Source organism: Candidatus Zixiibacteriota bacterium (assembly GCA_026397505.1).
In the GTDB taxonomy this organism is placed as follows: domain Bacteria; phylum Zixibacteria; class MSB-5A5; order GN15; family PGXB01; genus JAPLUR01.
This window is the reverse complement of the sequence record JAPLUR010000130.1, coordinates 1-13341: the sequence shown is the minus strand read 5'-3', so window position 1 is coordinate 13341 and position 13341 is coordinate 1. Positions and strand designations below refer to the sequence as shown.

General features: G+C 50.9%; 12 protein-coding genes. 9 read left to right on the top strand and 3 right to left on the bottom strand.

Annotated elements, in window-relative coordinates; genetic code table 11:
- Nucleotides 1-304, bottom strand: a 304-nt coding sequence (locus NT002_13860; GenBank protein MCX6830346.1) for a DUF47 family protein, incomplete at its 3' end; no start/stop codon positions are given.
- A gap of 274 nt (nt 305-578) precedes the next feature.
- On the opposite strand from NT002_13860, the gene NT002_13855 reads away from it, so the two are divergent.
- From NT002_13855 to NT002_13840, 4 genes are all read left to right on the top strand, one after another.
- Nucleotides 579-1649 carry an efflux RND transporter periplasmic adaptor subunit gene (locus NT002_13855; GenBank protein MCX6830345.1) on the top strand — a complete coding sequence of 357 codons (1071 nt, stop codon included), beginning with the start codon at nt 579-581 and terminating at the stop codon, nt 1647-1649.
- A gap of 13 nt (nt 1650-1662) precedes the next feature.
- Entirely contained in the window at nt 1663-4752 is a 3090-nt protein-coding gene (locus tag NT002_13850; GenBank protein MCX6830344.1) for an efflux RND transporter permease subunit, read from the top strand.
- Between the two features lie 236 nt (nt 4753-4988).
- Nucleotides 4989-6092, top strand: coding sequence for a trifunctional transcriptional activator/DNA repair protein Ada/methylated-DNA--[protein]-cysteine S-methyltransferase (locus NT002_13845; GenBank protein MCX6830343.1), 1104 nt, complete (start codon nt 4989-4991; stop codon nt 6090-6092).
- A 1-nt stretch (nt 6093) separates the two neighbouring features.
- Nucleotides 6094-6975, top strand: a complete 882-nt coding sequence (locus NT002_13840) for a DMT family transporter (GenBank protein MCX6830342.1) — start codon at nt 6094-6096, stop codon at nt 6973-6975.
- 2 nt (nt 6976-6977) lie between these two features.
- Here the strand turns inward: NT002_13840 and NT002_13835 are convergent, their stop codons facing one another.
- Nucleotides 6978-8489: a SpoIIE family protein phosphatase gene (locus NT002_13835; protein ID MCX6830341.1), complete on the bottom strand. Its 1512-nt coding sequence runs from the start codon at nt 8487-8489 to the stop codon at nt 6978-6980.
- Between the two features lie 220 nt (nt 8490-8709).
- Entirely contained in the window at nt 8710-9054 is a 345-nt protein-coding gene (locus NT002_13830; GenBank protein MCX6830340.1) for a hypothetical protein, read from the bottom strand.
- A 318-nt stretch (nt 9055-9372) separates the two neighbouring features.
- Between NT002_13830 and NT002_13825 the strand changes: the two genes are divergently transcribed.
- The 5 genes from NT002_13825 (at nt 9373) to NT002_13805 (ending at nt 13256) form a co-directional block, all read left to right on the top strand.
- Nucleotides 9373-10269, top strand: coding sequence for a DMT family transporter (locus NT002_13825; GenBank protein MCX6830339.1), 897 nt, complete (start codon nt 9373-9375; stop codon nt 10267-10269).
- A 225-nt stretch (nt 10270-10494) separates the two neighbouring features.
- Nucleotides 10495-10863 (top strand): DUF2089 domain-containing protein, encoded by a 369-nt coding sequence (locus NT002_13820; protein MCX6830338.1) that lies wholly within the window; start codon nt 10495-10497, stop codon nt 10861-10863.
- Between the two features lie 33 nt (nt 10864-10896).
- On the top strand, nt 10897-11064 hold the full coding sequence (locus tag NT002_13815; protein ID MCX6830337.1) for a hypothetical protein: 168 nt from the start codon (nt 10897-10899) through the stop codon (nt 11062-11064).
- A gap of 103 nt (nt 11065-11167) precedes the next feature.
- Nucleotides 11168-11596, top strand: coding sequence for a hypothetical protein (locus tag NT002_13810; GenBank protein MCX6830336.1), 429 nt, complete (start codon nt 11168-11170; stop codon nt 11594-11596).
- 286 nt (nt 11597-11882) lie between these two features.
- A complete protein-coding gene (locus NT002_13805) occupies nt 11883-13256 on the top strand; it encodes a VCBS repeat-containing protein (protein ID MCX6830335.1) in 1374 nt (457 codons plus the stop codon).
- Nucleotides 13257-13341: the final 85 nt, after the last annotated feature.

Genomic DNA, 13341 nt, shown 5'->3' with positions numbered 1-13341 from the left:
AGAGCATCATGCGCGAGGCGGTCGAGTCGATAGAGTCGATTATATCATCCAGACGTTTCATCAGGTGGAGAATTTCCGAACGGTCGATGGGCGTAATAAAAGTACGATGAAGAGCATCGATGCATTTATGGGTGATATCATCCGCCTTGTGTTCAAGATCCTTGATGCGGCCGGCACGACTGGCCAGCTCCATGGGATCTAGGGCAATGGCATGCAGTTCCCGGCATGCTTCAATTGACAATTTGCTGTGATGCTCAAAGAAATCGAAAAAACCGGTTTCCTTTGGCAGTAATCGTTTAAACATAAACACCTCGAATATTCATTTCTGGGGACTCGCGAATATATTGGTGAGGATAGTTTCTCATAAGCGGTCTGGAAATTAATGAAATCTCGACCGAATGTCAAAGGCATTGCGAAGTATATGGAGGCAAAGACGGAAGGGCTCGCTGACACCACACAATTTTAAGCCCTGCGGCGGATTTGGCCACTTGCAGAAACCCCGCCCACCCCTTATCTTTAGCCGTTAAACCGGCCGAAGATTGATGGAACTTAGTTTATATTAAAGTGTTAAAATGCCTATGTCGTCAAAGAAATTAATCCACGTGATCCTGATATTATCAATCCTGGGGCTATCGGGACTTCTTATCAATAGTTGTTCCAAGGGGAACGGAAACCAGGCCGCCCGAGGCGGCGGTGGAAAGAACATTGTGCCTGTGGAAGCTTTGGTTGTCAGACCGCAGCTTCTCCGCAATACAATATTCACCACCGGAACGCTATTGGCCAATGAGGAAGTCGAATTGCGGTCGGAGATTTCCGGCCGTGTCACCGGGGTCTTCTTCGAGGAAGGAAAAAGGGTCAAAAAAGGGGAACCGCTTCTGAAAATAAATGACCGCGAATTGATAGCCCAGCTTAAGCGGAAAGAAGTCGAGGAAAAGCAGGCCTTCGTTGAAGAAAGCCGTCAGAAAAGACTCTACGATATCAAAGTTATCAGTCAGGAAGATTATGACAGAACGCTCAACGCCCTGAAAATGGTTCAGGCGGAAAAAGAGGCTATTGAGGCGCAACTGGCAAAAACGGAAATCACGGCCCCTTTCGATGGAACAATCGGATTGCGTTATATCAGCCAGGGTGGGTATGTCACCCCCAGCGTGATGGTGGCCACGATGCAGGATACCGAACCGATGAAAGTGGAATTCTCGGTTCCGGAAAAATATGCCGGACAGATTAAAAACGGCACCGAAATAAGGGCGCGAATCGGCGATTCTCAGGATGAGCACAAAGGTGTCGTTTATGCCGTGGAATCCAAAATCGACGCTGATACCCGCACTATCAAGTCACGGGCGAAAATAGCCAACCCCGATGGAAACCTGATTACCGGATCGTTTGCAAAGGTGGCGATTACACTTGAGGAACTGCCGGAAGCAATCGTCATTCCTTCCGAGGCGGTCGTTCCGGAAATAAACGGCGAAAAAGTATATCTCTGCGATAACGGCAAGGCAAAATCGATCTCTGTCACGACCGGTATCAGGACCGAACGTGGCGTTCAGATCATTCGGGGCTTAAGCCCCAACGATACCCTGATTGTCTCGGGCCTGCTTCAACTATCCGACGGCGCGGGGGTTCAAATAAAGTCACTCAGGGACAATTGACCTCACAACGCCAATGAACATCTCCTCCATCAGTATCAATCGACCGGTTTTATCCGTTGTTCTTTCCATATTGATTGTCCTGTTCGGGATCATCGGATTTCTCTTTCTCGGCGTCCGCGAGTACCCCAGCGTGGATCCGCCGGTCGTCACGGTCAGCACGAGCTATACCGGCGCCAATGCCGATGTCATGGAATCGCAGGTGACCGAACCGCTCGAGGAATCAATCAACGGAATAGCCGGTATCCGCTCGCTCACCTCATCCAGCAGCGATGGCCGGAGCAGAATTACGGTTGAATTTGAGCTCGGTGTCGATATGGAGGCCGCGGTCAATGACGTGCGCGATCGCGTCTCGCGTGCCTCGCATGACCTCCCGACCGATGTCGACCCGCCGACCATTTCAAAAGCGGATGCCGACGCCAGTCCGATTCTTATGGTCACGGTACGGAGCAACAAACGCTCGCTGATTGAACTTTCGGCGATAGCCAATGACATGTTCAGAGAACGGCTGCAGACAATACCGGGGGTCAGCGAGGTCGGCGTCTGGGGTGAAAAAAGATATGCTATGAAATTGCTGCTCGATCCGGCGCGTCTCGCGGCTCACGGCTTGACCCCGCTTGATATCAAGAATGCTCTGGATCGCGAAAATGTCGAACTCCCCTCGGGGCGTATCGAGGGATACGGAACGGAACTGCCGATCCGGACCTTCGGTCGGCTCTCGACCCCGGAGGAATTCGGCGAATTGATTATCAAAGAAACCGAGGGATCGGTCGTCAGAGTCAGAGACATCGGCCAGGCCATTCTGGCGCCGGAAAATGAGCGGTCGATCATGCGCGGTGATGGCGGCGTCCCGACCGTGGGCGTGGCCATCACCCCGCAACCCGGGTCAAATCATATTGCCATCGCCGATGAGTTCTACCGCCGGACCGCACAGATAATGAAGGATCTTCCCGAGGATGTCGAGTTCCGCGTCGGCATGGATGCTACCGCCAATATTCGCAAGGCCATTACCGAAGTCGTCGAAACCATACTGATCGCCTTTCTTCTGGTTCTGCTGGTAATTTTTGTCTTCCTGCGCCACTGGCGGACAACGATTATCCCGATGCTGGCCATTCCTATTTCGCTCATAGGTTCTTTTTTCATCATGTATCTGGCCGGCTTCTCGATCAATATTCTCACTCTTCTGGCGATTGTGCTTTCGACCGGAATTGTCGTCGATGATGCCATTGTTGTACTTGAAAATATATACAAGAAAATCGAAAGCGGTATGAACCCCATCGAAGCGGGGCACCGTGGATCGAAAGAAATCATCTTTGCCATCATTTCGACCACGATCACGCTGGCCTCGGTATTTCTGCCGATCATGTTCCTGCAGGGTCTCACCGGGCGTCTGTTTCGGGAATTCGGAATAGTTGTCGCCGGGTCGGTGCTGATTTCGGCGTTTGTGTCGCTGACGTTGACCCCTATGATGAGCGCGCGGATATTGCATAAGCCCGAGCATGAAAACAAGCTTTTTGCATTGAGCGAGAAATGGTTCAATCGACTAATTTCGGGTTATCGTAGTTCCCTCCGCCTGTTTACGAACAAGGGATGGCGGGCGTTGCTGATTATGGCGGTCTCGGTGGCGATCATTTTTGGGCTCGGCTCTCTGCTTCGCTCCGAGTTGGCGCCGATGGAAGATAAAAGCCGGATGGTGATCAATTCCACCGCTCCCGAGGGAACCTCGTACGAAGCGATGGATGCTTATATGAAAAAGATTGCCGCAATCGCCGACACGCTGCCGGAAAAGGATGGTATCATTTCCATGACCGCAGCCGGATTTGGCGGCGGCGGGGTCAACAGCGGCATGGTCAGAATCAGTCTGGTGCCTCCCGATGAACGGAAGCGGAGTCAGCAGGAGATTGCCGACGCTCTTACTCGTCAATTGAAGGACTATACCTTTGCCCGAACTTTTGTGACTCAGGAGCAGACGATCGGCGGCGGACGTGGCCGTGGTTTGCCGGTGCAATTTGTTCTCCAGGCGCCGTCATTCGAGAAATTGCGACAGGTAATACCGCAGTTCATGGAGAAGGCCCAGGCAAGTCCGGTTTTTCAGGTGGTTGACCTCGACCTGAAGTTCAACAAGCCTGAGTTGACGGTCGAAATTGACCGCGATCGGGCCCGGGCGCTCGGAGTTACGGTCAGGGATATCGCCCAGACCCTGCAGCTTTTCTTCAGCGGCCAGCGATATGGGTACTTCGTCCTTGACGGCAAACAATATTCTGTTATTGCGCAGGCGGATCGAACCAATCGCGATAAGCCGATGGATTTGAGTTCCATTTATATCAGGAATAGTCGGAGTGATCTGATTCAACTCGATAATATGGTAAGCCTCTCTTATCGCAGCAGTCCGCCCCAGTTGTACCATTACAATCGCTATATGGCGGCGACCGTCTCGGCCTCAACCGCCAAAGGGTACACTCTGGGCGATGGGATCAAAGAAATGGAAAAGATCGCCGGCGGCGTCCTTGATGAAACATTTTCAACCAGCCTGGCGGGCTCGGCGAAAGAATATTCCGAGAGTTCCAATACTCTGATATTTGCTTTTGTGCTCGCCCTGATTCTGGTCTATTTGATTCTGTCGGCGCAGTTCGAGAGTTTCCGTGATCCTCTCATAATCATGTTCACGGTTCCCCTGGCCCTCGCCGGGGCGATCCTTGCGCTCTGGCTGTTCGGCCAGACCCTGAATATTTTCAGCCAGATAGGCATCATCGCCCTGATTGGTATTGTGACCAAAAACGGCATCCTGATTGTGGAATTTGCCAATCAGCGGAAGGCGCAGGGGTTATCGATCAGTGAAGCGGATATCGATGCCCCGGCTCAGCGGTTCCGCCCGATTCTAATGACCAGTCTGGCGACGGTTTTTGGAGTTCTGCCGATCGCGCTGGCGCTCGGCGCTGCGGCCAGAAGCCGGGTTTCGATGGGCATAGTTATTATCGGCGGGTTGCTCTTCTCGCTCTGCCTCACCTTATATGTAATACCATCTCTTTATATCAGACTTTCGTCCAATAAGAAATTTACCGATAATCTCTCTCCAACTGACATTGAGGGAACAAGTAATCCCTGATCCCCGAGCGATCACTTTTTTCAGTCTTATCCCGGCTATCAGATTTCAAGATATTCGCGACGAGCAATAAATCCCGCCTGATTAGATTCAGAATTTGATGCCCCAAAAACGGATGCAGGAATATTGTTTCTCCCTTAGATTGCTTCCAATAATACTGGAAAAGGCCGGCCCCAATGCTTATATATTGGGACTATATGCCGCCCGGAAAAAAGAGTTCAATCCTGAGGAGAGCCGATATGAATAAACTGCCCCCTTCTTCGATAATGTTTCGGGCATTAATGGAACGGGATACGACTTTCGAGGGAGTTTTCTATGTCGGAGTCAAAACGACCGGAATATTCTGCCGCCCCACCTGCCCCTCCAAGAAACCCAGGCCTGAAAATGTCGAATATTTCGCCACTCCCGGCGAGGCCATTTACGCCGGATACCGCCCCTGCCTGCGATGCTCTCCCCTTGAGATGGAAAAGAAGGCTCCCGAACTGGTGAAGCGATTGTGCGATGCAGTTGAGCAATCCCCGGCCGGCAAGATATCCGGTGCCCAATTGCAGGCCATGGGAGTCGATCCCTCGCAAGCGCGGCGTCAGTTTCGGCGCTATTACGGGATGACTTTTCAGGCATACAGCCGGGCGCGAAGAATCGGTCTGGCATTGCACGAGATTCGCAACGGCGAGAGTGTTATCGGGGCCCAGCTGGATAGCGGTTTTGAATCGGCCAGCGGATTCTGGGAGGCATTCAAGCAGGTTTTCGGGGCGCCGCCGAGTCAGGCTGAGAAGCTTAATTGCCTGCGGGCGAAATGGATTGATACGCCGCTGGGTGCTATGGTCGCTCTGGGAAACGAAGATGGCATCCATTTGCTAGAATTTGTCGACCGCCGCGGCCTGGAAAATGAAATAATGCATCTGCGAAAACGGACGGGATGTTTCGTTGTGCCCGGCCGCAACTCCCATCTGGACAAATTGGCCGAGGAACTCAAAAATTATTTCGCCGGTAAGGCGATGGAATTTACCGTTCCGCTGATATCCGCAGGTACACTATTCGAAATGGCGGTCTGGAAATTCCTGCGCTCAATCCCCCCCGGCGAAACCTGGTCATATGCCGAACTGGCGCGAAAGGTCGGTAAACCAAAGGCTGTTCGCGCGGTCGGACGCGCCAACGGGATGAACTGTTTGGCGCTGGTTATTCCCTGCCATCGCGTGATTCGCGCCGATGGCCAATTATGCGGCTATGGCGGGGGGATCTGGAGGAAGCGATGGCTTCTCGAACACGAGCGAAAAGCAATGGAGCAGAACAACTCAACCGGCAGGGATCTGACGCTTTTCCCCTCTCGGAATAACCGTTGAGATGCGTACTGTCGATATAATCCGCTTACTGGCTCTGGCCGCCATATGGGGCGGATCCTTTATTTTTATGCGCGTTCTTGCGCCGATCCTCGGCCCGGTAATTACCGCCGACCTGCGCGTGCTGATTGCCGGAATTGCTCTGATTCTGTACTTCCGTGCAATCAAATTCGATTCCGAATGGCGCCGTTGCTGGAAACAATATCTGCTGATTGGTGCATTCAATTCGGCTTTGCCGTTTTTTCTCTTTTCATTCGCGGCGCTCCATATCCCGGCCTCATTATCCGTCATCCTTAACTCCGCCTCACCATTATTCGGGGCGATCTTTTCCGCACTCTGGCTGAATGACCGCTTGACCGTCAAAAGAATTCTGGGCCTGCTCATCGGCGGCGCGGGGGTCATCCTCGTGGCGAAGATAGGCGTGGTAAAAACTGATTCCATGTTCGGATGGGCCATTGCCGCCTGCACTCTGGCGGCGATATGCTACGGCTTTACCGCCACCTATATTAAGAAATTCGGCCGGGATTTGAAACCGATGGGCATTGCGGGGGGAAGCCAACTGATGGCCGGTCTCCTGCTTATTCCCGCTATCCCCATGGCGCCTCTCCGGGGAGAGGTGACTCTCTCGGTCGTGGCCGGAATTCTGGGCTTTGCGCTTCTCTGCAGCGCAATCGCCTATCTTCTTTACTATCGTTTGATCGCGGATATCGGTCCCACCAAAGCGCTCACCGTTACTTTCCTGATGCCGGCGTTCGGAATGTTGTGGGGTGTGCTCATCTTAAAAGAAACAGTCACGCTTTCGATGATTGTCGGCGCGGCCATGATACTTCTCGGTACCTGTCTGGTTTTAAATATGGCCGGATCGGTGCGAGCGACAAAAATATGATTTCATTGCACTTTGACAACTACCGCAGTAATATCATCCAGCTGAGGTTGGCCAGCGGTATGCATTTTCACGGCCTTGTACAGTCCTTCCGCAATTTCATGAGCGCTCTCACCGAGATGGCCACCAATATATGCGAGCGTCCGTTCTATTCCAAAAGGACATCCATCCGGCGCCATAGACTCCATTACCCCATCGGTTGGCAGGAGTAGCACCTGTCCCGGCTCCAAAACAGGAATTGTATCCGAGGAATATTTTGAATCGGCAAAGAGCCCCAAGGGCTGACCGGTTGCTCCGAGGGTAGATTCAACCTCACCGGACCTGGCGATCAGGAAACCGGGAACATGTCCGGCGCTGGCATAGGAGAGGGTTTTCCCGTACGGATCGAGGCAGCAGAGCAACAGGGTGACAAAATGGCCGCACTCCAGGTCGGGTGCAAGCAATTGATTGACATTTGAGAGTATTTCGGCCAGGTCGGTACTCCCTCTGGCAAATGAACGCAGATAAGCGCGCGTTTCCGCCATCACCAAAGCCGTACCTATCCCATGGCCGCAGACATCGCCGACCGCGATACAGAGACGACCATCCGGCATCTTAATAAAATCAAAATAGTCGCCGCCGGTTTCTTCGGCGGGGTAAGCTGCCCCGGCGATATCGTACCCCGGCACCGAGGCCGATACGCCATAGAATCGCTGCTGCACTTCGCGGGCCAGAAGCAACCTCGCCTCCTGCTCTTTCCTCTCTATCAGGTCAGTGATATCTTTCAGAACCGAGACAAAGTGCGTGATATTTCCATCTTTATCCCTCATAGGGGTGATTGTCTGCTGGGCCCAGTAGTGCGAACCATCTTTTCTTTTATTGACAATGGTGCCGCGGAACGGTTGGCCCTGAAGAATCCGGCTCCAGAGATTCCGATAAAATGCCTCATCCTGCTTTCCCGATTTGAGAAGCTGCGGCGTATTTCCAATGGCCTCTTCCCGGCTGAAACCGGTCGTGGTCTCGAAAGCAGGATTGACATATTCGATAATTCCGCGCCGATTCGTAATAATGACACTGTCCGCGGTCTGCTCGAGAGCGGTATGGAGTCGCTCATAGACCTCAATTTTATCCCGCGCCCGGTAGAATTCCGTGATATCGCGAAAAACAACCATCCCGCCCCAAATATTCCCCTCTTCATCTATCAGCGGCTCGCTCTTGACTTTTACCCATGCCCCCGAGGGATTTTCGGAATGCCTTATATAAATCAACTCATCAACAGCTTTTGTGCTCTGCACGTCACGAAACAGCGGCAACCGGTCGGACGGGTAGGGCGTAATCGTGTCGGAATGGAAGCAACTGTAATTGGCAACCCAGACCGAGGGATTTAATTCCTTCACCCCTGCCCCCAGTATCCTCTCGGCGGCGGGGTTAGAAAGCAGGAACAGGCCGTCACGGTCGGTGACAATTACTCCGTCATCGATACCCTTTATGGCGGTTTTCAGGATATTGATTTCTTTCTGCAGGGTCACGTCGTCCACAGTAATAAGATTATTGACACTTATTACGGCTTTGGGGGCGCTTCGTTGGGCTTATTTTCATCATCCTTTTCGGGCTTTTGACCGGCTGCCATCCGGAACTTTCAGACCAATCTGCCGGCCAATTTGCCAGAATGAGACAAAACACGGTATCTACTCTACTATGAGTGGATTTCGGGAGGAATTTCTACCTGCGGCTGATCGACAGACAAGAATGTTTTTCTTACCGCTTGATTAGGGCATTTTTGATTACCCCGACGAAGCAGATAATCCATCCGACAGGATAGGGCAGAATGATCAGCCCCCACCAGAGCGAAAGCCCGGCGCTGCCGCCAATGCCGCCGAACATGCTTAATATAAACAGCGCGCCGACACCGATCGCTATTAGCGCGAATGCCCAGTAGAGGAGGCGACGGTGTCGTGACTTGCCCAGAAAGGCGCCGAGTGCAACCATGCCGCTGCCGGGGAGGATGATGAGCGAGCCCTCAAGCGGGTCAATGGCTCCGAGCAGCATGGCCAGAAGACCGACAATGACCAGAATGCGGGGCCAGAATTCATGTGCGTTCATAAAGTCCTTCCGGATGCCAACATCTGTTTATATGATTTTGACAAAACAGGCGGGCGCTTCCTTCTTACAGGTTATCAACTCTGTTGCAGGCCCAAATTACCGAATCCGGCGCAGGTGTCAAGTTTAATTCCGGTCATACACTTGAAACACGATAGCGGCAATTCATGGAGCATAAAAGGGCCGTTATTCCTGAGAGTAGCTTTAAAGCCTCACGCCTTACGGCTGCGGGTAATATCATATTCTTGAAGTCATATCTTGTATTCAGGGCCGCTCTTTATTACCTTGCCTGCCTGATGATCTCCAGCATGAGTCATACTTATGGATCCCTCGCAATACTATCTCGGTAATACGCTGGCTCTTCTGGCCGCACTGGTCTGGGCCTTTGCTGTGATCATGTTCAAGAAGAGCGGCGAGCAGGTGCAGCCGATCGCTCTCAATCTGTTCAAGAACCTCCTCTCCTTTTTCCTGATCATCCCCACGACCATGATATTCGGCCAAACATTGCTTCACCATGCCCCCGCCGGAGATTACTGGCGATTGATTCTTTCGGGGGCGCTCGGCATTGGTATCGCCGACACGCTGTTTCTGCAGAGTCTCAACCTTCTGGGGGCGGGCCTTTCGGCAATTGTCAATTGCCTTTACAGCCCTTTTATCGTTCTTCTTTCCTTTCTCTGGCTTGGCGAGCATCTCAGTTTTTTGCAACTGGGCGGAGTTCTTCTCATCATTTTGGCGGTGCTGACCACCACCGGAATCAACGGAAAAGGTGCAATCAGTTGGAGGAATCTTTGGCTGGGGATTTTATGGGGGGTGTTGGCGATTGTGGCCAATGGCCTTGGAGTTGTCATTGTTAAACCTGTGCTGGAAAAATCACCGCTTCTCTGGGTCACGGAAGTCCGCCTTCTCAGCGGCATCGCGGTGTTGGCGATAGCCCTGCTGTTCCACCCCGGCAGGAGGGGAATAATGCTGCCCAAGATCACTCCTCGCGGATTTCTCTATACTCTTTCAGGCTCTTTTGCCGGGGCTTACCTTTCCATGATTATCTGGCTGGGGGCAATGAAACTGACTCAGGCCTCAATAGTCGGGCCGATCAGCCAGACCAGCAATGTTTTTATCTTTCTCTTTGCGGCCCTTTTTCTTAAGGAAAAAGTGGACCGCCTGCGGGTATTTGGTATCATATTGGCCGTCTCCGGCTCGCTTCTGGTGGCATTCGGCTAATCTTGTATTAAGTAATTATCTAACAACAACATAATTGACAATCTGGGGTTGACTGCTTTCTCTTTGCTAAGCAGCAGATAAACCCCTGAAGATTGTTATTATTGACATTTTTATTAAATATATTTAATAATACTTGACATATTATTAATATTATTGATATTTCTACTAAACAAAATTAATTATATTCCGTATATTGGAATGAAAGAAATAATTTATGGAGTTGTTATGGCTAAAGAATGGCAGGAACTAAGCAGGTTGGCCCTGGGGAAACCCTTTACCATCGAGAAGGTTCATCTTACCGGTGAGGAAATTTCTATCGAGGGAAGTTTCGAGCTCCCTCCTCTGGCGCGCCTCTCTATGGAGGACCAGGTATTCGTGGCTGCTTTTGTCCGATACCATGGGTCAATCAAAGAGATGGAGGGGCTCTTCGGTGTGAGCTACCCGACTATCAAAAATCGGCTGAACCGTATTGCCGAGCAACTGGAGTTTGTCAAGATCATGTCGGCGCCGCCCCAGAATGATGTTCTGTCTTCACTGGATCGGGGCGAAATAACGGTTGAGGAAGCCTTGGAGCAATTGAAAAAGCAATCATGAACGGTATTATCCGTTTGCGAAAGGAGCTGAACCATGAGTATCAATCGTCGCAAAGTTCTGGAGATGCTGGCGGCGGGCATTATAACCGCCCTGGAAGCCGAACAGCTTATCGGTACTTTGGAGAAAATCGGCAAATCCATCAAGGAACGCACGGTGCATTTTGGTATTTATGATTTTCGGCCGGAGTTCCTGGTGAGATAGCAGTGAAAATGGCCGGTGATTGGAAATCACTGGCAAGAATCAAATGCGAAACGGTACCATTGGAATGCGAGAAAAGGAATGATTTCGATAAAGGAGTAATGTTATGAGTAACGAACGTCGTCAGATACTGGAAATGCTGGCCGCCGGCAAAATCACCGCGGCCGAAGCGGAGGGACTGCTGGATGCTATAAGCAAGCGGTCGTCAGACTCATCTTCGGATGAGAGCGGCTCACCGCAGAAGAAAAAGCCGAAATTCATTCGCATCTTCGTGGAGCCGGGCAGTAATTCGGAACGGGGGAAACGGGTCAATATTCGCATCCCTTTGATGTTGGTGCGGGCCGGGATGAAGATGTCTTCTTTCATTCCCGACAATGCAAAGGAAAAGGTCGATGAAGCACTTCGAGACAAAGGTATCAATATCAATCTTTCCAGCATGAAGCAGGAGCAGTTTGAGGAAGTCGTCGAGGCATTAAGGGAAATGGATATTGAAGTCGAAGAGGGAGGCGATAAGGTGCATATCCGCTGCGAATGATAGTTGCCCGGTATTAGGCGACAATAACAATCCGCTTTAATTTCTACCCGGCCGCGTGGGGGCCATTGATTCCAGCAATTAGAATTCGGCTTCCTTCAAAGCGGAAGCCGAATCCTTATCATATTCCAAAGTTCTTGACAAAATAATTTTTTTATCTTAGTTGTATGAATCTAATGGAGATTGTTGGGTTGCGGGATTGGGTAAGGCACGAGCGAATTTCCGCCGGCCCGCTATTACCGGAATATTCGAATTGAAAATTGAAACCATTAATACCGAGAGGAGTCACATGCGTAAGTTGTTTACGATTTCAATCCTTTCAATCCTGTTTCTGGCGGTATCGGTTTTTGCAACCGGCCCGCTATTCAAAGGGCAGATCGTCTGTACCGGCGGCGATTATTACTATGCGATCTGCGCCGCCGAACTCGACAATGACGGCGACCCCGATCTGATAGCCTCCGATGTCGACAATAATAGTGTCAATGTATTTTTGACCCAGGCCGACGGCAGTTTCACCGAACCGGTATCTTATAATATCAACGGTTCCTCTTATGCCATTGCTTCGGGGGACTTTAATGGCGATGGATATAATGATATTGTTGTCAACCGCGAAATCGGTTATGATGAATACCTGGGCGTCTTAATAAATAATGGTGACGGCACCTTTAAGCCCCCGGTCGATTATGAGGCTTATAATGATGCCGACGATATTGTCACCGCCGATTTTGACGGCGATGATAATATCGATATCCTTGCCAGCACTCATCAATATGCCGAGCTCTATATAAATAATGGCGACGGCACCTTTGCCACGGCGATTGACATTGCGGCAGCCTATAATATGAACACCGGATTGGCCGCGGCCGATTTCGACGGTGACAATGACATCGACTTTGCCATTAATAACTACGAGTTCGACAGCACCCAGGTTTTCCTCAATGACGGTTCCGGCGGATTTGCTGCCGGTGTCCGCTACCCATCCTATAGCGCCCCAAATGGACTGGAGGCGGCATTACTTAATAATGATGCATATCCCGATCTGATAATTACCAATAACAGTACTAATAAGGTTACCATTCTTCTTAATGATGGCGATGGAACTTTTGCCGCCCCGGTTCAGTATACTGTCGGCAGTGGGGCCTACCAGGCCGCCCCCGGCGATTATGATGGTGATGGTAATATCGATATTGCTGTTTCTACCTGGGCCGGAAAGGGAGTCTCACTCCTTTTCAACAATGGCGATGGGACTTTTGGGGCCGCCGTCCATTATAAAGATGCTGAATCCCCGGCCCTGACTTCAGGTGATTTCGATAAGGATGGTTTCCTCGATCTCGCCGTGGCCACAGGGTTTGATCTCATAATAATTATGTACAACAATGGCGACGGTTCTTTCTACGTCAATCCCGGCCTGCCGGTTGGAACTTATGCTTGGTCGGTCGCGACCGGCGACTATGATAATGATGATGACGTTGATATGGCGGTGACCAATTTCACCTCCAATAATGTAACATTACTCTTGAACAACGGTGATAGTACTTTCAACACCCTTGTTTTTGCCGGACTTCCGACCGGCGCCGGCCCCAAAGGAATAACCATGGCCGATATAGATGGTAATGTCAATATTAGTGTGGAAATTGGTATATCCTTTTTTTCATTTATTTAGGCTGCTTTTTGTATCATGTTTTTGATGGTTTTTATTATTTCATTGTTTCTGTGCCATTTATGATTGAAATAGTTGAATAAAGCAT